At 71.4% G+C, this 21,232-nt stretch carries 16 protein-coding genes; 8 read left to right on the plus strand and 8 right to left on the minus strand.

All coding sequences use genetic code 11. From position 1 onward, the window contains the following. Nucleotides 1-92 precede the first annotated feature (92 nt). From ITJ50_RS09290 to ITJ50_RS09305, 4 genes are all read right to left on the minus strand, one after another. Complete coding sequence (locus tag ITJ50_RS09290) at nucleotides 93-650, minus strand: hypothetical protein (protein WP_031259331.1); 558 nt, start codon at nucleotides 648-650, stop codon at nucleotides 93-95. Nucleotides 651-652: 2 nt separating this feature from the next. Beyond that, nucleotides 653-1,987, minus strand: a complete 1,335-nt coding sequence (locus ITJ50_RS09295; RefSeq protein ID WP_017886319.1) for an adenylosuccinate synthase — start codon at nucleotides 1,985-1,987, stop codon at nucleotides 653-655. Between the two features lie 230 nt (nucleotides 1,988-2,217). After that, complete coding sequence (locus tag ITJ50_RS09300) at nucleotides 2,218-2,382, minus strand: hypothetical protein (protein ID WP_156155336.1); 165 nt, start codon at nucleotides 2,380-2,382, stop codon at nucleotides 2,218-2,220. 164 nt (nucleotides 2,383-2,546) lie between these two features. Further along, on the minus strand, nucleotides 2,547-6,194 hold the full coding sequence (locus ITJ50_RS09305) for a S8 family peptidase (RefSeq protein ID WP_194590365.1): 3,648 nt from the start codon (nucleotides 6,192-6,194) through the stop codon (nucleotides 2,547-2,549). Nucleotides 6,195-6,345: 151 nt separating this feature from the next. On the opposite strand from ITJ50_RS09305, the gene ITJ50_RS09310 reads away from it, so the two are divergent. The 3 genes from ITJ50_RS09310 to ITJ50_RS17865 are packed head-to-tail and all read left to right on the plus strand — an operon-like array spanning nucleotide 6,346 to nucleotide 10,036. After that, nucleotides 6,346-7,005 carry a TetR/AcrR family transcriptional regulator gene (locus ITJ50_RS09310; protein ID WP_228499447.1) on the plus strand — a complete coding sequence of 220 codons (660 nt, stop codon included), beginning with the start codon at nucleotides 6,346-6,348 and terminating at the stop codon, nucleotides 7,003-7,005. Further along, the gene (locus tag ITJ50_RS09315) at nucleotides 7,002-7,805 is read left to right on the plus strand and encodes a hypothetical protein (RefSeq protein ID WP_194590367.1); all 804 of its coding nucleotides are present in this window, start codon (nucleotides 7,002-7,004) and stop codon (nucleotides 7,803-7,805) included. The genes ITJ50_RS09310 and ITJ50_RS09315 overlap by 4 nt, the downstream gene beginning before the upstream one ends. Beyond that, the gene (locus tag ITJ50_RS17865; RefSeq protein ID WP_194590368.1) at nucleotides 7,802-10,036 is read left to right on the plus strand and encodes a YhgE/Pip family protein; all 2,235 of its coding nucleotides are present in this window, start codon (nucleotides 7,802-7,804) and stop codon (nucleotides 10,034-10,036) included. Before ITJ50_RS09315 ends, ITJ50_RS17865 begins: the two co-directional genes overlap by 4 nt. Before the next feature lie 95 nt (nucleotides 10,037-10,131). Here the strand turns inward: ITJ50_RS17865 and ITJ50_RS17870 are convergent, their stop codons facing one another. Then, nucleotides 10,132-11,103 (minus strand): endonuclease domain-containing protein, encoded by a 972-nt coding sequence (locus tag ITJ50_RS17870; RefSeq protein WP_194590369.1) that lies wholly within the window; start codon nucleotides 11,101-11,103, stop codon nucleotides 10,132-10,134. Between the two features lie 182 nt (nucleotides 11,104-11,285). Between ITJ50_RS17870 and ITJ50_RS09330 the strand changes: the two genes are divergently transcribed. Next, nucleotides 11,286-12,275 carry a LacI family DNA-binding transcriptional regulator gene (locus ITJ50_RS09330; RefSeq protein WP_017886326.1) on the plus strand — a complete coding sequence of 330 codons (990 nt, stop codon included), beginning with the start codon at nucleotides 11,286-11,288 and terminating at the stop codon, nucleotides 12,273-12,275. Between the two features lie 103 nt (nucleotides 12,276-12,378). Here ITJ50_RS09330 and ITJ50_RS09335 read toward each other — a convergent pair whose 3' ends face one another. After that, a complete protein-coding gene (locus ITJ50_RS09335; RefSeq protein ID WP_194590370.1) occupies nucleotides 12,379-13,026 on the minus strand; it encodes a TrmH family RNA methyltransferase in 648 nt (215 codons plus the stop codon). 42 nt (nucleotides 13,027-13,068) lie between these two features. Next, entirely contained in the window at nucleotides 13,069-13,758 is a 690-nt protein-coding gene (locus ITJ50_RS09340) for a TetR/AcrR family transcriptional regulator C-terminal domain-containing protein (RefSeq protein ID WP_017886328.1), read from the minus strand. Between the two features lie 188 nt (nucleotides 13,759-13,946). On the opposite strand from ITJ50_RS09340, the gene ITJ50_RS09345 reads away from it, so the two are divergent. Further along, complete coding sequence (locus ITJ50_RS09345; protein ID WP_017886329.1) at nucleotides 13,947-14,744, plus strand: HAD-IIA family hydrolase; 798 nt, start codon at nucleotides 13,947-13,949, stop codon at nucleotides 14,742-14,744. 49 nt (nucleotides 14,745-14,793) lie between these two features. Here the strand turns inward: ITJ50_RS09345 and ITJ50_RS09350 are convergent, their stop codons facing one another. Beyond that, entirely contained in the window at nucleotides 14,794-15,210 is a 417-nt protein-coding gene (locus tag ITJ50_RS09350; RefSeq protein WP_042539144.1) for a hypothetical protein, read from the minus strand. 1,194 nt (nucleotides 15,211-16,404) lie between these two features. Between ITJ50_RS09350 and ITJ50_RS09355 the strand changes: the two genes are divergently transcribed. The 3 genes from ITJ50_RS09355 (at nucleotide 16,405) to ITJ50_RS09365 (ending at nucleotide 21,131) form a co-directional block, all read left to right on the plus strand. Then, the gene (locus ITJ50_RS09355) at nucleotides 16,405-17,598 is read left to right on the plus strand and encodes an EfeM/EfeO family lipoprotein (protein WP_194590436.1); all 1,194 of its coding nucleotides are present in this window, start codon (nucleotides 16,405-16,407) and stop codon (nucleotides 17,596-17,598) included. After that, nucleotides 17,595-19,019 carry an iron uptake transporter deferrochelatase/peroxidase subunit gene (gene efeB, locus ITJ50_RS09360; RefSeq protein WP_323749898.1) on the plus strand — a complete coding sequence of 475 codons (1,425 nt, stop codon included), beginning with the start codon at nucleotides 17,595-17,597 and terminating at the stop codon, nucleotides 19,017-19,019. Before ITJ50_RS09355 ends, efeB begins: the two co-directional genes overlap by 4 nt. Before the next feature lie 138 nt (nucleotides 19,020-19,157). After that, nucleotides 19,158-21,131: a phospholipase C gene (locus ITJ50_RS09365; protein ID WP_416354615.1), complete on the plus strand. Its 1,974-nt coding sequence runs from the start codon at nucleotides 19,158-19,160 to the stop codon at nucleotides 21,129-21,131. The last annotated feature ends 101 nt before the right edge of the window (nucleotides 21,132-21,232 follow it).

Raw genomic sequence — 21,232 nt, forward strand, 5'->3', positions numbered from 1 at the left:
CTGATAATCGTTATCACTCGCAGGACACGAGCAGTCGGGACAAACGGGAGGCCCGGTGTCAACTGACACCGGGCCTCCTGTCCGTCAGGGGGTCAGACCACGGCACGCAATGCGTCCGCGATGCCCGTCAGGGCCACGTCGACCTCGTCGGCCACGCGCTGATGCGTCGCCGTCGAGCGACGGTAGGGGTCGTCCACGTCGTCGTCGGCCGGGTCGGCGGGCGGCGGGACCGTGCCCCGCAGCCGGGCGACGCGCTCCACGAGTTCCTGCGGGGTCGTCACGTCGGCCAGGTCACCGGGCTCGAGGCCGGCGAGCACCCGCGCGAACTGCTTGATCGTGAAGGTCCGCTTGGAGGCCCGGGGCGCCAGGGAGACGGCGGCTGCACGGTGCGATCGCTCCGCGGTCAGCACCAGGTCAGCGCTCGCGACGATCTCGGCCGTCAGGTACCGCGACCGGTGCGCCGAGGGGGCGCCCCCGAGCCGGACGGACTGCTCGGCCGCGGCGGCGTCCATCGCGGCGCCGTCGTCGGCGATGGTGCCGGCCGACTCGACCACGAACGCGGGGGCGTCCGGGCCGAGTCGTGCCGTCAGGACCTGCGCGCCGAGCGGCGACCGGCAGATGTTGCCGCTGCAGACGAACAGGATCCGCATCGTCACGCTGCGTCGGTGCGCTCGCCGGCGCGCTGGTCGGCACGCTCGTCGTCGCCGAGCAGGTCGTGCCGCACGACGATGGCGTCACGGCCGGGGCCGACACCGATCGCGGAGATCCGTGCGCCGGACATCGCCTCGATCGCCAGGACGTAGTCCTGCGCGTTCTTCGGCAGGTCGTCGAAGGTGCGGGCTCCGGTGATGTCCTCGGTCCAGCCGGGGAACTCCTGGTACACCGGCTTCGCGTGGTGGAAGTCGGACTGGTTGACCGGGACCTCGTCGACGCGGACGCCGTCGACCTCGTACGCGACGCACACCGGGATCGTCTCGAGCCCGGTCAGGACGTCGAGCTTGGTGAGCACGAAGTCGGTCACACCGTTGATGCGTGCCGTGTAGCGGGCGATCGGGGCGTCGTACCAGCCACAGCGGCGCGGGCGGCCGGTGGTGGTGCCGAACTCGAAGCCGTTGGCGCGCAGGAACTCGCCCGACTCGTCGAACAGCTCGGTCGGGAACGGACCGGCGCCGACGCGGGTCGTGTACGCCTTGACGATGCCGATGATCCGCTCGAGCTTGCCCGGGCCGATGCCCGAACCGGTCGCGGCGCCACCGGCGGTCGCGGACGACGAGGTGACGAACGGGTAGGTGCCGTGGTCGACGTCGAGCATGGTGGCCTGGCCGGCTTCGAACAGGACGGTCTCGCCGCGCTCGAGCGCACGGTGGATCTCGAGGGCGGTGTCGGCGACCATCGGGCGCAGGCGCTCGGCGAACGAGAGCAGCGACTCGACGACTTCTTCCGGGTCGATCGCGCGGCGGTTGAAGACCTTGACCAGCAGGTGGTTCTTCTGGTCGAGCGCGGCCTCGACCTTCTGGCGCAGGATGTTCTCGTCGAAGATGTCCTGGATCCGGATCCCGACGCGGTTGATCTTGTCGGCGTAGGTCGGGCCGATACCGCGACCGGTGGTGCCGATCTGGCGCTTGCCCAGGAACCGCTCGGTCACCTTGTCGACGGTGCGGTGGTAGTGCGTGATGACGTGGGCGTTGGCCGACACGAGGAGCTTCGAGACGTCGACGCCGCGGGCACGCAGGGCGTCGAGTTCCTGGAACAGCACCTCGAGGTCGACGACAACGCCGTTGCCGATGATCGGGGTCACGCCGGGCGTCAGGATGCCGGAGGGCAGCAGGTGCAGGGCGTACTTCTCGCCGCCGACGACGACGGTGTGGCCGGCGTTGTTGCCGCCGTTGAACTTCACGACGTAGTCGATGCGGGAGCCGAGGAGGTCGGTGGCCTTCCCCTTGCCCTCGTCGCCCCACTGGGCTCCGATGATGACTGCTGCGGGCATCTGGTTCTCCTCACGTTGGCGGAGGACCGCACACGGCCGTCCGGGCCGGTGGTCCACCCGAGTCTATCGGCTGGTCACCTGCGCGCCACCCGGCGTGACGCCCCTGTGGACGGCGCGCTGCGCGAGGCTCCGGACGCGACCAGACGGACGGACGGGAGGCGCGGTGCCAGCTGGCACCGCGCCTCCCGTCCGTCGTCCGGTGCGTCCCGGACCGTCCGACAGTGTCCGGATCAGCTCCGGAAGAAGTCCTGGTACGACGGGTCGCCGACGGGCTGGGAGTGCCCCGGCTCAGCCAGGCGCTGCTCGATCATGGCCTGGATGACGTCCGGCGGGGTGAGTCCACGACGGCGCCATTCGACCGGGTTGGACCGGAGCTGGTTCAGCGTGCTCTGCATGGGAGCCACACTGGCACCACTTCACTAGTTTGTCTAACTATCTGTCCCGAACACGCGTTCAGAAGGCTGCCCAGCGCTTGGTGAGCAGAAGAGGTCGGATCCCCACTCGGGACCCGACCTCTTCTGCTCACCATGTGGCGCGTGAACCGCGCGCGCTCCCTGTCCTAGCGGCGCGTGACCTTCGCGGTCGCCCCGGACTTGGCCGTGCCGTCCTTGTACCCGGAGGCGTGGGCCGTCACCTGCACGCTGATGCGGTGCCCGACGTCGGACGAGCCGAGCGTGACCTTCGACCCCGTGGCCGACTTCACGACCGTGCCGTCACGCAGCCACTGGTACTTGTACGTCGCCTTCGTCGTGCTCCAGGTGCCGTGCTTCGCGGTGAGGGTCGAGCCGACCTTCGCCGTCCCGCTCACCGTGACCTTGCTCCCCTTCGCCAGCGCGAGCTTCGGCGGGACCACGTTGATGGTCGACGTGTCGGCCTGCTTGCCCGCCGCGTTGTCGAGGTGGAGCAGCAGCACCGTCGCCTTGGTGACACCCGAGGCGCGGGTGACCGTCAGCGAGTCGGCGTCGGCGAACAGCACGCCGGTGGCGCCGTCCTGCGAGAACGACAGCTTCGGCTTGGTCGGGTCGAACGTGACCGGCTTGGTCTCGTCCACCACCGACGAACCACTGGTGGCGGCACCCGGGGCGTAGGCCGACTCGGTCAGCACGGTGTAGTCGAACTTCGTCGACGCGCCGATCGCCGAGGCACCGACGGTCAGCACCTTGACGGAGCTGTCGAAGGTGTTGACGTCCTGGCCGGCCGCTCCGCCGTTGAGCGGCTGTGCGTCGACCGTCTTGCCCGTTGCCAGGTTCATCGTCGTCGCGAGCGTGGCGTCGATGGTGGCCGACTTCGCGTCGTACACCAGGTAGTCGGGCTCACCGTCACGGTTCGTGTCGATGAGGACCTCGACGTTGGTCACGGCACCGGGGTCGGCATCCGGACCGGCGGTCTGCACACCGAACGCGATGGTGCCCGACGCCTTGTCGTACGACGCACCGTAGGAACGGACGTCGGCCGCCAGCAGCGACTGCTCCGCCGAACCCTCGGGGAACGTCTCGGCCGGGTCGGTGCCACCGAGCACGAACGGGGCGACGGCCGCGTGGTAGCCGGTCGTCAGGCCGCCCTGGTCGAGCGTGCGGCCCTTGAGCGTGAGCTCGGCCGACTTGCCCGGCCCCGTGAAGGGGACCGTGGTCCGCGCACGCACCGCACTGACGGGTTTCGGTGCCACGTAGACACCGAGGCGCATCGGGTTGAGCGTGCTGTCGGTCGGCGCGAAGGCCACGATGCCCGAGGCAGCGGTCACGAACTCGCGCTGGTAACCCTTCTGGACGGCGTCCTGCGTCGGGTCGATGACACGACGGAGCTTCGTCGGGTCGGCGACCGAGAACGTCAGCGTGACCGAGGCGGTGCCGTTGGCGGGCACCGTCACCTGCTTCGAGCTGAGCGCGAAGGTCACACCCGGCTGCGACACCTGCGGCTGGTACGACACGGCGTACGTGTGCGCCGTGCTGTCGGTGTTGTCGACCTGCAGGGTGCGGGTCTCGCTCGTCCCGCTCGCGACCTCGACGACGCCGAACGACGCGGTGACGAGCTGGTCGTTCTCGGCGCTGCGGACCGTGGTGCCGGCGGTGACCGCCTGCAGCGCGTCCACGCGACCGGTGCCCTGGCGGAGCAGGGTGGCCGAACGGTTGCCGTCCTTCACGTCGTGCGTCGCCGTGTTCATCAGCGCCGCCTTGACCTGCGGGGCGGACCAGGTCGGGTGCGACTGGAACGTCAGCGCCGCGATGCCCGCGACGTCCGGCGTGGCCATCGAGGTGCCGCTCATCGACATGCGGCCGTCACCGGTGCCGTTCGCCGCCGAGATCACGTTGACCCCGGGGCCGGCGATGTCCGGCTTGACGATGTCGTCGAACGACCCGTGCACACCACGGCTGGTGAACGACGCGAGCGTGTTCACGGCGTCCGCCTCGATGGCGACCTCGAAGCCCTTCAGCTCGTCCGCGAAGCGCACGTGCAGGGTCCCCGCCTTCGCGGTGGCCTGGAGGCTCGCCACGCTCTTCGCGGTCAGCTCGGCACCCGGGATGGTCGCGTTGCCACCGATGCCGGATTCGAACGTGTCGAGCGTGCCCGCCAGCAGGACACCGACACCACCGGCGGCCTTGACGTTGTCGAAGCGCACGGCGGAACCGCACTCGAGCGCGGCGTCCGTCCACTTCAGCCAGACGACCTTGCCCTTGATCTTCGCGGCGTCGGCGGCGCTGAACGCGGCACAGCCGTCGATGTTCGCGGTCGGGACGACGACGTCGCCCTCGACCGGCAGGGTGCCCTTGAAGTTGGACGAGTACTGCGACCGGTAGGTCTTCGCGACGTCGGCCGGTGCGGTGACCTGCACGCCGTCGTAGAGCGACTGGCCGGTGGCGCTCGCGGCGACGGTGAGCGCACCCTCGGCGTTGCCCGGCGAGCCACCGATGTCGGTGAAGTCGTCGGCGTTGCCCGAGGCGATCACGGGGAGCACGCCACGTGCGGTCAGTGCGTCGATCTTGGCGTTGTCGGGGTCGTCCGGTGCACCGTAGTCGGAGCCGAGCGACAGGTTCAGGACGTTGATGTCCTTGCCCTCGGTGAGCGCCTTGCCCACCCAGTCGAGCGCGGCACCGGTGACGTCGGTCGAACCGCCGTTGTCACCGAAGACCTTCAGGGCGTACAGGCCGGCCTCGGGCGCGGTGCCCGGACCGATCCACATGTCCTGCACCTGCTGCGTGGTGAGCTTGGTGTAGTCGCCGTCGAACTGCTGCTTGTCGGCGGTCAGGCCGTAGCCCGCGATCGAGCCGGACACGTGCGTGCCGTGGTCGCCGCCCTTGCCGTCGATCGGGTTGTCGTCGGGAGCCGGCACCGGGTCGTAGGTGTTCGGGTCCTCGGGGTTGGCGTTGTACGTCGCACCGGCGAAGTCGTACCCGCCCAGGAACTTCGACGCGTCGTACAGGCTCGGGTCCGGGGCGCCGCTGCTCGCGTTCGCCAGGGCCTGCTGGTACGCCTCGGTGGTGCCGGGGCCGCCGAAGTCGGCCTGCGTGTAGTCGAGACCGGTGTCGAGGACGGCGACGTTGACGCCCTTGCCGGTGTGGCCGGTCTGCTGCCAGGCGTTGAGCGAGCGCGTGTAGACGTCGCTCGCGGCGTTCTTCGGCGAGACTCCGTCGGCACCGGGGCGCACCAGGCTCGGGTCGACGCCCGAGGGAGCGGCGTCGGCGTTCTCGTTGACCGTCGGCTCGACGATCTTCTTCGGCGTGAGCGGGATGATGCTCTCGACGTCGGAGCGCTCGGCGATCTTCCGGAACGCGTCGACGTCGGCGACGACCGCGATGCCGGGCACGGTGTACTCGGTCGAGTAGAGCTCGGTCGCGTCGGCATCGGCGCGCTTGACGGCCGACCGCACCGCGGCGACGGTGGACTGGATCGCCTCGACGCGGTCCGCGGCGGCGGAGGACTGCCTGCGCGACTGGGTCAGGTCGCCGCCCTTGGCCTTGGCGTCCACCTCGAGGGCGCCCTGGCCGGTCGTGCGCACGAACGCCGCGACGGTCTTCGTCGGCTTGGCGTCGCGGAGCGGCGCGGAGAGCTTGAGGTCGGCCACCGGGATCCCGGCCGGAGCAGCGGAGGCCGCGCCCCCGACTGCGAGACCGCCGCATGCGAGGGCCGCGACGGCGATGCCGGCGGTCAGGACGCGGGTGAAGCGATGGGGGGTGGGTTTCGGGTCGGTGTTCGGTGTTGCACGGTTCAAAGAGGGCACTCCAGGCTCAGTCCGTGGTTCGCATGAGATTCCTGTGAAGCTATGCGTTCGTTCTCAGGGAAGACAGTCCGCACTTTGGGGGACACCCCTCGTCCAGGGGACGGAACCTGTTAAGTTGCACACACGTGTGCACGTTATTACGATGGGGTGCGTGACCACCACCGAGCACCCCTCCCGCGCGCCCCGCCGCGACGCCACGGAGAACCGGGCAGCACTCCTCGACGCGGCGCGGACCTGCCTGCAGCAGGACCCGGACGCCTCCATCGAGACGATCGCCGCCGCGGCCGGCCTCTCGCGTCGCGCGGTGTACGGGCACTTCCCCTCGCGCGACGACCTGGTGCGCGAGGTCGTGACCGCCGGCGCCGCCCGGATCGCCGCCGCCATGCCCACCACCTCGGACCTGCAGGGGCTCCCGCCGGCCGCACGCCTGGCCGCCATCGCGGTGACGCTCTGGACCGAGGTCTCTCACGTCCGCTCGATGGCCCGGATCGCCGTGCGCAGCCCCTTCGCCGAACCCGTCGCCGAGGTCTTCGCCCCGTTGCGCTCACAGGTGCGTCAGGCGTGCGCGCTCGGCATCGCCGACGGCGCGATGCGGGACGACGTCGACCCCGAGACCCTCGGCCGCCTGGTCGAGGGCGCGTGCATCGCCGTCCTCGACGAAGCCACCCGCTCCGGCACGAGCGACGAGGACGGACGGCGGATGGTGGTGGTGTCGGCGCTGGGCACGGCCGGCATCGACTGGCGCACCGCACTGCTCTCCGAACCCGCAGCTCCCGCTCCCGCCCCGAAGGACCACGTATGACCCTCGAACTCGACCACGTCGGCATCGGCGAGGAGCCCGGCGCACCCCTGCCCGTCGTCTCCGCCGTCGCCGCGCCCGGACGCCCGGGGGTCCTCGCCGTCGAGACCGAGCAGGCACCCGTGCTCGCGTCCCTCGTCGCCGGTGGCCGCATGCAGCCCGACACCGGCCGCCTGCTGCTCGACGGGCACGAGGACCCGGCAGCCGTCCGCCGCGCGTTCGCGCTGGTCGACACCCCCGGGATCGCCGAACCCTTCCCCGTCCTGACCCTCAAGCAGATCGTGCGCGAGGAACTCGCGTTCGCCGGGCAGCGCCCGAACCGCGAGCACGTCGACACGGTGCTCGACGAGCTCGGACTGCGGGACTACGTCGACACCGCCGTGCAGCGGGTCCCGACGGCCGTGCGCATCCGGCTGCTCGTCGAACTCGCCCTGCTCCGCGACGGTGTCACCGGGATCGTGATCACCTCGCCCGAGCGGCACGGCGGCGCCGTCGAGGACTGGTTCCAGGTGGTCCGCGACGTCGCCCGACGGGGCGTGACCGTGGTGCTGGTGACCTCGAAGGCCGCCGCCGCGACGGTCGAGCACCTGCTCGAGACGATCGAGACGCACGACGAGGTCGAGACGCACGACGACGTCGCGACGCCCGGCGTCGCGACGCCCGGCGTCGCCGAGACGCTCGAACAGCCCCAGACCGAGGACCCCGAGGACGTGGCCCGAACCGACGGAACCGAGCCGGGCCTCCTGGCCGCTCCTTCCGTCACCACAGCATCCGCAACCGTCCCGACGGAGGCACAGAAGTGAACACCACCTCGCTCGTCCGCGCAGAACTCGCGCGGCTCACCGCGACCCCGCTCGCACGCCTGGCGTTCATCGCGCTGATGATCGTGCCGCTGCTCTACGGCGGCGCCTACCTGTGGGCGAACCGCGACCCGTACGCGAAGCTCGACCAGATCCCCGCCGCGATCGTGGACCTCGACGCCGGCGCAACGCTGGACGGCGACCAGGTCGACTACGGCAAGGACGTCACGAAGGAGGCCATCGACGGCGCTGACTTCAAGTGGACGAAGACGAGCGCCGCCGACGCCCGCTCCGGTGTCCGGAACGGCACCTACGACTTCGTCGTCACCATCCCGCACGACTTCTCCGAGCACCTGGTGTCCGCGCAGTCCGACGACCCGACCCAGGCGAAGCTCGTCATGACGACGGCCGACACGAACTCGTACCTGGCCTCGACCATCGCCGAGCAGGCGGGCAAGACCATGCGCACCGCCGTCGCCGAGCGCGTCGGCAAGCAGGCCGCGAAGACCCTGCTCGTCGGGCTCGCCGACGTCCGCGACAGCCTCGGCGATGCCGTCGACGGTGCCGATGAGCTCGCTTCCGGGGCCAAGAAGGCGGACCGGGGTGCCCACACGCTCGCGGACGGCACCGGCAAGCTGTCGTCCGGTGCGGCGGAGCTCGCCTCCGGCACGGCGTCGTTGCCGTCCCAGACCCAGCAGTTGGACAGCGGGGCGCAGCAGGTGGCGTCGGGGGCGTCGACCCTGGCGTCCGGGCTGGCCAGCGCGCAGCAGCAGACGGCGGCGCTGCCGTCGCAGACGCAGCAGTTGGACAGTGGGGCGCAGCAGCTGCAGTCCGGGCTGCACCGGCTCCGTGACCAGACGGCTTCGCTGCCGTCGGACTCGGCGCGCCTGTCCAGTGGTGCGTCGCAGGTCGCCAGCGGCAACGCCGAGCTCGTCGACAAGGCTGCACCGTTCATCGCGGGCGTCCAGCAGCTCTCTGCGCAGTCGCCCGAACTCGTCGCGTCACTGAAGCCCGTCGTCCAAGCCTCCACGGTGCTCTCCGCGGAACAGAAGACCCAGCTGCTCGCCGGGCTCGACAACCTGCAGGCCGGCGGCACCAAGCTCGGTACCGGTGCCGGCGACCTGTCCGGCAACCTGCAGAAGCTCAAGACCGGCAGCGCGCAGGTGTCCTCGGGCGCCTCCCGGCTCGCCGAGCAGGCCCCGGCGCTGACGAGCGGCATCCAGCAGCTCTCCGACGGCTCGGACACGCTCGCCGCCGGCACCGGCAAGCTCGCCGCGAAGGCTCCGGAGCTGTCGTCCGGCATCGCCACCGCCGCGAACGGTGCTTCGAAGGTCTCGTCGGGCGCGTCGAAGGTGGCCGACGGCACGTCGAAATTGGCCTCGGCCGCCCCGACCCTGTCGTCGGGTGCGTCCCAGCTCGCGACCGGTGCGAAGACCGCCGACCAGGGCGCCTCGTCGCTCGCGTCAGGGTTGGACAAGCTCACGACCGGCTCGTCGAAGCTCGCGTCGTCGCTCGACCAGGGCCGCACGAAGATCCCGGCGTCGAACGCCTCGGAGCGTGCATCGCAGGCCTCGGTCATCTCCGACCCGGTCAAGGTCGGGGACGACAACGTCGCCGCCGCGTCGAACTACGGCGCCGGCCTCGCGCCGTTCTTCATCTCGCTCGCGGCCTGGATCGGCATGTACGCGCTGTTCCTCATCCTCAAGCCGATCTCGAAGCGTGCGATCACGGCGGTGCGGAAGCCCCTCGCGGTGGTGTTCGGCGGCTGGCTGACCCCGGCGCTCCTCGGCCTGGTGCAGATGGTGGCGCTGTTCTTCATCGTGCGCTTCGCCCTCGACCTGAACGTGGTGCACGTCGGTGGCACGATCGGGATCATGGTGCTGGCCTCGGCGACCTTCGCGGCGATCATCATGGCCCTCAACGTGCTGCTCGGCTCGGTGGGGCAGTTCCTCGGACTGGTACTGATGCTCGTGCAGCTCGTCACCGCCGGCGGGACGTTCCCGTGGCAGACGCTGCCTGGGCCGTTGGCGGCGCTGCACTTCGCGCTGCCGATGACGTACTCGGTCGACGCGATCCGGCAGACGATGTACGGCGGCAACCTCGGCGCCGCGTGGTCGGACGCGGGCGTGCTGCTCTGCTGGCTGCTCGGGGCGCTCCTGGTGTCCTTCGTGGTCACGGCGCGGCAGACCCGCTCCCGCACGCTGCGCGACCTGCGCCCGAGCCTGATCGGGTAGCGGGCGCGGGGCGGCGGCGGGGCGCGGGCGGGTGCGCCGCGACATCGAGTGAGCAGAAGACGACGGGTGTGCAATGGCGACCCGTCTTCTTCTGCTCACTCAACGCGACCTCCGCGTGCAAGGAGCGTCTTCAGGTGCGCCACTGCGGCTGAGCGGTGCAGCGTCAGGTCGGACTTGGTCCACCGGACCACCACCCAGCCGAGTCGTTCCATCTCACGGTAGCGGCGGAGGTCACGGCCCCACTGCTCGGCGTCGGTCCGGTGGTGGTCGCCCTCGTACTCGATGACGATGCGCTGCTCGGGGTAGGCCATGTCGACACGGCCGACGAACCGGCCGGCTTCGTCGAGCACGTCGAACTGCAGTTCGGGCTCGGGCAGCCCCGCGCGGACGATCGCCAGCCTCGCTCGGGTCTCCTGCGGCGACCCGGCGCCCACCCGCACGAGCTCGAGTGCAACGCGCAGCTTCCGGACTCCCGATCGTGCTCCGGCCAGGGCGACGGCCGCGGCGAGGTCGTCGATCGTCGTCCCGCACCGTCGTTCCGTGACGATGGCGTCCCCGAGCACGACGAGCTGGTCGACCGAGAGCATCGCACCGCAGTCCACCCACAGCGCCGCGGGCGTGCTCGTCGGCATCCCCCACCGCTCCGTCACCCGGGCACGGTCCGGCGTGATGCGATGCCCGACGACCCCGCGGCGTCGCGGTTGCGCGATCGGTACGGGACTCGTGACGTGCACCGGGGCGTCGTCGGCGACAGGGACGGGGAGCTGCCAGAGGACCGCCGCCGAGACGTGGCTGATGAACTGCCCGGGAACCAGGAGCGGCCGGAGTGCCCGGATCCGGTGGACCGGGTCGGGCGGACGATCACGTGCCCAGCGGATCGACCGGGTCGGCCGGACCAGGTCACGCCGTCGGAGTCGTTGTCGGGAGACGCCGGCGCGGTCGGCCGCGCTGATGTCGAACGCGCGCCCGCGCAGCGGTGTCGGAAGTGGTCGTGCTCGCATGTCCACCACGTTCGCGCCCAGCGCCCACTGCTCGCGCGCCGAACGCGACTTCTGTGTACAACGCACCCCGGGCCTCCCGTGTGGAGGACCAGCCACACGCAGATCGTGAGCAGAAAAGGTCGAGTCGCGGCGCCACACCCGACCATTTCTGCTCACGAAGCGAAACCGCCCCCCACACCCCGCCCGCCGGCCCATGTCACGTCAACCGCTACGATCGACGCACGAGCCAACGGAGGTCGAAGCGCATCATGGGAGACGGCAAGCCCGCGACCATCTACGACGTCGCCGCACGCGCCGGGGTCTCCAAGTCCCTCGTCTCCCTCGTGCTGCAGCGCTCCCCCCGGGTCAGCGACCAGCGCCGGGCCGCGGTGCTCAAGGCGATCCAGGAGCTCGACTACCGGCCCTCCACCGCGGCAGTGTCCCTCGCCGGCACCCGCAGCCGCACCATCGGTGTGGTGCTCGACGACTTCCGCAACCAGTGGTTCGTGGACCTGCTCACCGGCCTGCGCGAGAGCCTGCAGGACCAGGGGCACCGGCTCGTGGTCGCCGACCGCTTCCTCAACACGGGGCTCGACGCCTCACCGGTCGAGGGCTTCCTGTCCATGCGCGTCGAGGGCATCGTGATCGCCGGCGAGCCGACCACCGACCTGGCGATCCCCGCCTCGATGCCGCTCGTGATCGCCGGCGGCCGCGTCGCGATCCCGCGCGCCGACACGGTGGCGAACGACGACCACGCCGGTGGCGGCATCGCGGCGCAGCACCTGCTCGACCTCGGACACACCCGACTCGGGTTCGTCGGTGCGAGTTCGGCGGCCTCGGCGGAACGCCAGGCCGGGTTCGAGCAGGTAGCGGCGACACGTGCGTCCGTCGTCACGACGGTGCTGCCCGGCGAGCCCACCGAAGAGGCCGGTTCGCGTGCCCTCGGCATGCTCCTCGACGAGCACCCGGACGTCACGGCGGTCTTCGCCGCGAACGACGTGATGGCCCTGGGTGCCCTGTCCGAACTCGCTGAACGCGGGCTGCGCGTCCCCGAGGACGTCTCCGTCATCGGCTACGACGACACCCCCGTGGCCGCGATGCGGTACGTCGGCCTGACGAGCATCGACGACCGCAGTGTCGAGATCGGCCGCGGCGCCGGCGAGCGTCTGCTCGCCCGCATCGCCGATCCGCGGATCGCCGCGACGGAACTGCTCGTCGAACCCCGCCTCGTCGCGCGCCGCACCACCGCCGCGCGCTGACGCGGCACCCCTGCCCCCGGCCGGGAGGCCCGCCCCGCGTCCGTCACGCCCGCTTCGTGAGCAGGAATGGTCGGGTCCAGGGCCCATAGCCGACCATTCCTGCTCACGACGTCGCGCTGGGCAACTCCGCGTGCTGGACGACCCAGCTGTGCATGACGATCGCCGCGGCGGCCGAGGCGTTGATGCTCCGCGTCGACCCGAACTGCGTGATCTCGAGGTGCGCGTCGGCACCGGCGACCGCCTGCTCGGTGAGCCCGGGGCCCTCCTGCCCGAACAGGAACACGCAGCGCTCCGGGATCGTCGCGGTCTCGATGCGTTCGGCACCCGGGGTGTTGTCGATGGCGACGACGGGACGCGCTTCATCGGCCATCGCGGCGAGGAACGCCTCGACGTCGGGGTGGTAGCGGACGTGCTGGTACCGGTCGGTGACCATCGCCCCGCGCTTGTTCCACCGGCGTCGCCCGATGATGTGCACCGTGCCGGCGAGGAACGCGTTGGCGCTCCGCACGATCGACCCGATGTTCAGGTCGTGCTGCCAGTTCTCGATCGCCACGTCGAACGCGTGCCGGCGGGTGTCGAGTTCAGCGACGATCGCGTCCATCGACCAGTACCGGTAGCGGTCGAGCACGTTCCGGGAGTCCCCGGCGGCCAGCAGCTCCGGGTCGAGCCTCGGGTCGTCGGGCCAGGGTTCCGGGTGCGGCCCCACCCCGTTGGTCGTCAGCTCGTGCGACGGTTCGGGCGCAGTGGTCACCCGACCAGCGTACGGCCGGGCGCGGGGTCGGGCGCCGCCGGCTCAGGCGGTGCGGGCGATGCGCGCCTCGATGCCGGCGATCAGGATGTCGAGGCCGAGCGCGAACCGGTCGTCGTAGGAGTGCTCGCCGAGGATCTCGCCCACCAGGCGGTGCCGCTCGGGTCGGCCGGCCTCGGAGTCCCCGCGTCCGACCTGCACCCCGGCGTGCCCGACCACGAAGTCGTACACGACGAAGAAGGCGTACATCGCCTCGGCCGGCGGCAGCCCGGCGTCCTGCAGGGCGCCGACGACCTTCGCCACGACGGCGTCCGACTCGGTCGAGGCGAGCGGGGCCCGCTGGCTGTGCGACTCGAGCACGAGCGGGTGGGTGCGCATCAGGTCGCGGAACGTCGTGGCGAAGGTGCGGACGACGGCGTGCCACTCGTCGGGCCAGACGAAGGTGGCGGTGAACTCGTCGACCGTGCGGCGGACGAGTTCGGCGTGCAGGTCGTCCAGGCCGCCGATGGTCCGGTGCACGGTCATCGGGGCGACGCCGAGCCGGACGCCCAACGCACGGAAGGACAGCCGGTCGAGGCCGTCCTCGTTCGCGATGGTCGTGGCGGCGTCGATCACCTGCTCGCGGGAGAGCACGTTCGGGCGGCCTCGGCGTCGTCGCGGCGTCACCTCGAGCTCCGTCTCCGACACCGGGGTGGGTCGGGGCGCGGTGGACGGGGTTCCGGGTTCGACGAGCACGAGGGGGCCTCCTTGATTCGGTACGTGTCCCGAAAAGCGTAGGGCAAACCCGACCGCGGTTCGGTGTCTCGACCATCTCGGGTCTGGCAGCAGCGCGCAAGAGCCGCCCCGGGCCTCCCGGCCCTTTCCGAGCCGACCACGAGCCGACGCGAGCCGGACCTGAACCCCCGCGCAGTAGGGTGAGGCGCATGGCGACCCGAGACGACGTCGAGTGCTGGCTGACCGACATGGACGGCGTGCTCGTCCACGAGAACCAGGCGCTCCCCGGCGCGCCGGAGCTCATCCAGCAGTGGCTCGACGACGGCACCGAGTTCCTCGTGCTGACGAACAACTCGATCTTCACGCCGCGCGACCTGAGCGCCCGGCTGCGGGGCTCCGGCCTGCACGTGCCCGAAGAGCGGATCTGGACGAGTGCGCTCGCGACGGCCGACTTCTGCAAGTCGCAGATGCCGGGCGGGTCCGCGTTCGTGATCGGCGAGGCCGGCATGACGACCGCCCTGCACGAGGCCGGGTTCATCATGACCGAGACCGCTCCCGACTACGTCGTCGTCGGCGAGACCCGCAACTACTCGTTCGAGGCGATCACGAAGGCCGTGCGGCTCATCCGCGACGGCGCACGGTTCATCGTGACGAACCCCGACGCCACCGGCCCGAGCGCCGAGGGCGTCCTGCCGGCCACCGGCGCCATCGCGGCCATGATCGAGAAGGCGACCGGCAAGCAGCCCTACGTGGTGGGCAAGCCGAACCCGATGATGTTCCGGTCGGCGATGAACCGGATCGGCGCGCACTCCGAGAACACCGGCATGATCGGCGACCGGATGGACACCGACGTGCAGGCCGGCATCGAGGCGGGGCTGCACACCGTGCTCGTGATGACGGGGATCAGCGACCAGGCCGAGATCGACCGGTACCCGTTCCGTCCGAGCGAGGTCATCTCCGGCGTGCACGAACTCGTGCGCACCGAGCCGTTCGAGGTCGAGCTCTAGCCCTGACGACCCACCGGCGTCGGGCCGTCGGCAGTGCGCCGGTGGCCGGTCAGTTGCCGGCAGCCGACTCGCGCCAGCGCGCCTGACCGATGATGTTCTGCGCGTAGGAGACCCGGTTGAACACGTCGACGCGCTGTTCCTCGGAGAAGACCTGCACGAACTCGGTGTGCGACTGGCCGTTCGCGGCCCAGATCGACACGGAGACGTTGCCCTGCGTCCGTCGCTCCTTCGCGAGCAGGAACAGGAGTCCGAGCAGGAAGAACCACACCGTGATGACGGTCATCACGATCGCCCACGTCGGGATGTGCGACGTCGACGACGACTGGTCCTGCGCGGTGATGTTCACCTGCGCGGCCGGCCAGGTCCCGCTCGGCGTGACGATGCGGTCCTGCGTCACCCCCACGGATCCGATCGAGACGAGTACGGGGCTCGGCGCCGGCGCCCCACCGGTCGGCTGCATGCTCATGGTGGAACCCTAGCGGCCCATGCACCCCGGGCCGCTTTCGGAGTGCAGCCTGCGCCGCGGGGGGGGGGGGGGTGGCGAGGTCGCACGCGGGGTGGGTGGCGGCGCTCGGTGGGCGGCAGCGGCGCACAGTGCGGAGTTGGGCAGCGGGCGCCGGGTTGGTGGTTCCGTGCGAGCCTGCAGCGCCGCACCCAGCCGTCAAGCTCGCACCGCATGAACGAACCTGCACCGTGCCGAGCCCGGCGAGACCGAGCGGGCGCGAGGTTGGCGGCGGCGCACGGTGCGAGGTTGAGCAGCTGGTGCCGCGGTGCTGGTTCCGTGCGAGCCTGCAGCGCCGCACCCAGCCGTCAAGCTCGCACGGCATGAACGAACCCGCACCGTGCGAGGCCCGGCGAGACCGAGCGGGCGCGAGGTTGGCGGCGGCGCACCGTGCGAGGTTGAGCAGCGGGCGCCGGGTTGGTGGTTCCGTGCGAGCCTGTGGCACCGCACCCAGCCGTCAAGCTCGCACCGCATGAACGAACCCGCACCGTGCCGAGCCCGGCGAGACAGAGCGGGCGCGAGGTTGGCGGCGGCGCACCGTGCGAGGTTGAGCAGCGGGCGCCGCGGTGCTGGTTCGGTGCGAGCCTGTGGCACCGCACCCAGCCGTCAAGCTCGCACCGCATGTACGAACCCGCACCGTGCGAGGCCCGGCGAGACCGAGCGGGCGCGAGGTTGGCGGCGGCGCACGGTGCGAGGTTGGGCAGCTGGTGCCGCGGTGCTGGTTCGGTGCAAGCCTGCAGCGCCGCACCCAGCCGTCAAGCTCGCACCGCATGTACGAACCTGCACCGTGCCGAGCCCGGCGAGACAGAGCGGGCGCGAGGTTGGCGGCGGCGCACCGTGCGAGGTTGAGCAGCTGGTGCCGCGGCCGGGCGCGAGGTTGGCGGCGGCGCACGGTGCGGGGTTGGGCAGCTGGTGCCGGGTTGGTGGTTCCGTGCGAGCCTGCAGCGCCGCACCCAGCCGTCAAGCTCGCACGGGGGCGCGCACCCCGCACCGTGCGGCGCGGCGCGGCCCGCATGACGATCGGGTGAACAGAACCGTTCCGCGGTGAACGACGGGAAAACTGCCCCGGGAGCGACCCTAGGGTTGCCCTGGTCGAGCTGAAAGCGGCTCTGACCAGGGTTTTCTGTGAATTGCTACAGGATGGGGTCATCGGTGCCGATGTCGGTTCGTGCCACGACGGCGGTGGTCGTCGGCGCACTCGGAGCACTCGTGGGGACCGCCATCGTCGCCCCGCACCTGGTCCCTCCGACGTCGCCGCACACGAGCGCGGTCACCGTGCAGGCCGGTACCGACGCCTGCGGAACGGGGTGGCCCGCGAGTCCGGACCGCGCCCTCGCCGGCCCCCAGACGTTCCGGATCCACAACACCTCCGTCGCCGGGATCGAGGTGCAGCTGGTCGACCCCACGAACGGCGCGGTCTACCTCGACGCGGAGGGGCTGGGAGCGGGTGCCACGCACGACTACGGCGTCCGACTCCCGCGCGGCCAGTACCGGTTCCGTTGCCTGCCCGCCGACGCGAACCCCGGCACCGGGGCCGTCGTCCACCTGCGCGGCGCCACGCACGTCAGCGACGAGACCCCCGGGATCGTCCCGGTCACCCGCGACGCCCTGATCCCCGCCGCCAAGTCGTACGGCGACTGGATCGAGAGCCGCCTGCCGACGCTGCTCGCCGACGTGCGTGCACTGGACTCCGACGTCCGGACGGGTGACGTCCGGGCCGCACGACGGGACTGGCTGGTCGGTCACCGCGAGTACGAGCAGCTCGGAGCCGCCTACGGCGCGTTCGGGGACGACGACACCGCGATCGACGGGCTCCCGGCCGCCGGACGGACCGCACTCGACGACCCGCACCTGACCGGCTTCCACCGCCTCGAGGCGCTGCTGTGGTCCGGAGTGCCCAGCAGCCGCGCCGTCGCCCCCGCAGACGCCCTGGTCGCCGCCGTCGAACACCTGCGCCGGACGTTCCCCACCCAGCGGGTCGACCCGCTCGACATCGGCCTGCGCTCGCACGAGATCCTCGAGAACGCGCTCCGCTTCGAGGCGACCGGGGCCACCGACGCCGGCAGCCACACGGCACTGGCGACGATCGACGCGAACATCAGCGGGACGGAGCACGCGCTCGAGCCGCTCCGGTCGATCCTGCGGACCCGCTACCCGGGCCTCCGGGCCACCGACCGTGCGCTGGCGACCCTGCGCGCCGACGTCGAGTCACACCGACGGACCGACGGCAGCTGGGACACCCTCGACGGTCTCGACCGCACCGCCCGCGAGCACCTGGACGCCGACCTCGACGCTGCGCTCGAACAGCTCGCGCCCGTCGCCGCCATCTGCGACCCGAGGAGGACCTCGTGACCGAACGACCGCAGCGCCCGGGCCCGGCGGGCCCCCGGAGCCAGCAGCGCCCACGCGGGATGGACGCGGCGACGTACCGCCGGATGGCCGAGGCGCACGCCCGCCTCGGGCTCTCCGCCGACGGCAGTGTGTGTCCCGCCGGCGCACCGGACGACCAGCAGCAGCCCGGCCCCACCCGCGGGGTCGGACGCCGCGCGTTCCTGACCAGCGCGGCCGGGGCAGGTGCCGGAGCCGCCGCGGCGGCAGCGAGCCTGACCGCCGGGCGTGGGACGGGCCTCCAGGCAGCCGCCGCGACCACCGGCGGTGCCGACGCCTCGTACGCGTTCCACGGCGCGCACCAGGCCGGGATCACCACACCCGCACAGCGACAGTCGGCGTTCCTGGCGTTCGACGTGACCGCGGCCGACCGCGGGGACCTCGCCGACCTGCTCCGGACGATCACCGAGCGGGCCCGGTTCCTGACCCGCGGCGGCACGCCTGCCGACGTCGGGATCACCGCGCCGCCGGCCGACTCCGGCGTGCTCGGACCGCAGGTCGCGGCCGACGGGCTCACCGTGACGGCGAGCGTCGGCGCCTCGCTCTTCGACCACCGGTACGGCCTGTCGGGGCAGCGCCCGGCGCGGTTGCGGACGATGGAGGACTTCCCGAACGACGACCTCGACCGGTCGATCTCGGACGGCGACCTGCTGCTGCAGGTGTGCGCGCACAACACCGACACCGTCCTGCACGCCGTCCGCGACATCGCCCGGGCCACCCGCGGCGGCATGCAGGTGCGCTGGCGCCAGGACGGTTTCGCGTCCCCGCCGCGCCCCTCCGGCACCCCGCGCAACCTGCTCGGGTTCAAGGACGGCACCGGCAACCCCTCCACCGCGGACCGCAGCCTGATGGACGACCTGGTCTGGACCCGCGGCGGACAGGACGGCGAACCCGACTGGGTCACCGGAGGCAGCTACCACGTCGTGCGGACCATCCGGATGTTCGTCGAGTTCTGGGACCGCGTCTCGCTGCACGAGCAGGAGAACATGATCGGCCGGCACCGCGACTCCGGTGCCCCGCTCACCCGCAGCGGCGAGTTCGACGACCCCCGGTACCAGGACGACCCGACCGGCGACGTCATCCAGATGGACGCACACATCCGGTTGGCGAACCCGCGCACCGCCGAGGCGCGTGCGCAGCAGATGCTCCGTCGTCCGTACAACTACGACAACGGCACCGACACGAACGGCGACCTCGACATGGGCCTGTTGTTCGCGTGCTTCCAGGCCGACCTGGAACGGCAGTTCGTCGCCGTGCAGAAGCGCCTGGTCGACGAGCCCCTGGTCGACTACGTGTCACCGGTCGGCGGCGGCTACTTCTTCGCCCTGCCCGGGGTCCGCCACGCGGACGACTGGCTGGGCCGTCGACTGCTCGCACGGACCTAGCCGGGCCGACGCTCGCACATCCGAGCCCGGGCCGTCGCCCGCACGGCCCCGCCCGCACGGACCCGCCCGGACCCGCCCGCCCGCCGGGCCCCACCGCTCCCCCACCACCCCACCGTCCCGACCAGTGAGAGGTTCCACGTGTTCCGACCTTCCGAACGACGCGTCCAACAGGGCGCGCTCGCCATCATGGCCCTGGCGTCCGTCGCCGGGACGGCCCTCGCCATCCCGCAGTCGGCGTCCGCCGCGGACAACTCCCTCAGGACCACCACCCCGATCAAGCACGTCGTCGTCATGTACGACGAGAACGTGTCGTTCGACCACTACTTCGGCACCTACCCGAAGGCCGCGAACACCGACGGCACCCGCTTCACCGCCGCACGGAGCACCCCGAAGGTGAACACGCTCGCGTCCTCCGGCACCCTGACGAAGAACCCGAACGCCTACGCCCCGTCACGGCTGACGCCCGCCCAGGCGCTCACCTGCGACCAGAACCACAACTACCTGCCCGAGCAGAAGGCCGTCGACGGCGGTGCCATGGACAAGTTCGTCGAGAGCACCTCGGTGGACACCTGCACCGGGCTGTACGGCTCGCCGGGCCTGACGATGGACTACTACGACGGCAACACCACGACCGGGCTGTGGAACTACGCCCAGAACTACGCGATGAGCGACAACGCCTGGGACACCGGCTTCGGCCCCTCCACCCCCGGGGCGCTCAACCTGATCAGCGGCAACACCCACGGCGGCACCGGCGTGGACTCGGTCACCGGTGCCGCGGTGCCGACCTCGACCGCCGTCGTCGCGAAGGACGCCGCGGGCCAGGGCACCGTCACCGCCGACCCGGACCCCGCCTACGACGACTGCTCCGACAAGGACCACACGTCGACGTCGAACCTGGTGAAGATGTCGGGCAAGAACATCGGCGACCTGCTCAACGCGAAGGGCGTCACCTGGGGCTGGTTCCAGGGCGGCTTCACCCCGACGACGGCCTACGCGGGCACCGGCACGCTCGCCAAGTGCGACGCCACCACGACGAACGTCGGCGGCTCGGTCAGCAACGACTACTCGCCGCACCACAACCCGTTCGCGTACTACGCGTCGACGTCGAACCCGCACCACCTGGCACCGACGAGCGACCGCATGATCGGCTCCACCGACCGGGCGAACCACCAGTACGACCTGTCCGCGTTCGACACGGCCCTCGCCGAGCACCGGATGCCCGCCGTGTCCTTCCTCAAGGCACCCGAGGCCCAGGACGGCCACGCCGCGTACTCCGACCCGCTCGACGAGCAGAAGTTCCTGACGTCGAAGATCAACGAGATCGAGCGGTCGCCGGAGTGGTCGAGCACGGCCATCGTCATCAACTACGACGACTCGGACGGCTGGTACGACCACGTCGCGCCGACGATCCTGAACGGCTCGACGGACTCCTCGAACGACACCACGGTCTGCACCACGGCCGCGACCAAGGTCGGTGTCGCCGGTGGGTACCTCGACCGCTGCGGCCCCTCGCAGCGGCTGCCGTACCTGGTCATCTCGCCGTTCGCCAAGCAGGACCACGTCGACCACACCGCCATCGAGCAGACCTCGACCACGAAGTTCATCGAGGACAACTGGTCGACGGGCCGGATCGGTGACCAGTCGTTCGATGCTCGTGCCGGGTCCCTCCGGGGCATGTTCGACTTCACGCACCCGCAGCACCGCGAGGTGCTCCTGAACACCAAGACGGGTGCGGTCTCGCGGATCGTGTCGACGGCCGTCACGCCGAAGCCGACCCCGAAGCCCACGGCGAAGCCGCACACGGGCTCCGGCAGCGGTACGGGCGCGAGCACCGGTTCCGCTGGTGGGACCGGCAGCGGCTCGAGCACGGGTGCGGGCACGGGCACGGGCACGGGGAGCGGGGCAGCGCCGGTCTCGAGTGCCTCAGCAGGAGCCGGGGCCGCGGGGCAGACCGTCGCCGCCGACCCGTCCGCGACCGACCCGTCCGCGACGCGCCTGGCCTTCACCGGTGCGCAGCTCACCGGGGTCACGATCGCCGCGATCGTGTTCCTGATGTCCGGCACCGCGCTGGTCGTCATCCGCCGTCGCCAGCTCCGCCGTCGGGCCGACTGACACGACGCGTCGGGCCGACTGACACGACGTGTCGGGCCGACTGACTCGACAGACCGGTGCCCCGGAGCGTGCTGCGTTCCGGGGCACCGTCGCGTCCGCGC

It is taken from the genome of Curtobacterium sp. VKM Ac-2889 (assembly GCF_015350855.1).
Lineage (GTDB): Bacteria > Actinomycetota > Actinomycetes > Actinomycetales > Microbacteriaceae > Curtobacterium > Curtobacterium poinsettiae.

What these genes read in the sequence shown, in the direction of transcription:
- ITJ50_RS09290 (WP_031259331.1), bottom strand. Translation starts at nt 650, where the DNA reads ATGCGGATCCTGTTCGTCTGCAGCGGCAACATCTGCCGGTCGCCGCTC.
- ITJ50_RS09295 (WP_017886319.1), bottom strand. Translation starts at nt 1,987, where the DNA reads ATGCCCGCAGCAGTCATCATCGGAGCCCAGTGGGGCGACGAGGGCAAG.
- ITJ50_RS09300 (WP_156155336.1), bottom strand. Translation starts at nt 2,382, where the DNA reads ATGCAGAGCACGCTGAACCAGCTCCGGTCCAACCCGGTCGAATGGCGC.
- ITJ50_RS09310 (WP_228499447.1), top strand. Translation starts at nt 6,346, where the DNA reads ATGGGGTGCGTGACCACCACCGAGCACCCCTCCCGCGCGCCCCGCCGC.
- ITJ50_RS09315 (WP_194590367.1), top strand. Translation starts at nt 7,002, where the DNA reads ATGACCCTCGAACTCGACCACGTCGGCATCGGCGAGGAGCCCGGCGCA.
- ITJ50_RS09330 (WP_017886326.1), top strand. Translation starts at nt 11,286, where the DNA reads ATGGGAGACGGCAAGCCCGCGACCATCTACGACGTCGCCGCACGCGCC.
- ITJ50_RS09345 (WP_017886329.1), top strand. Translation starts at nt 13,947, where the DNA reads ATGGCGACCCGAGACGACGTCGAGTGCTGGCTGACCGACATGGACGGC.
- ITJ50_RS09350 (WP_042539144.1), bottom strand. Translation starts at nt 15,210, where the DNA reads ATGAGCATGCAGCCGACCGGTGGGGCGCCGGCGCCGAGCCCCGTACTC.
- ITJ50_RS09355 (WP_194590436.1), top strand. Translation starts at nt 16,405, where the DNA reads ATGTCGGTTCGTGCCACGACGGCGGTGGTCGTCGGCGCACTCGGAGCA.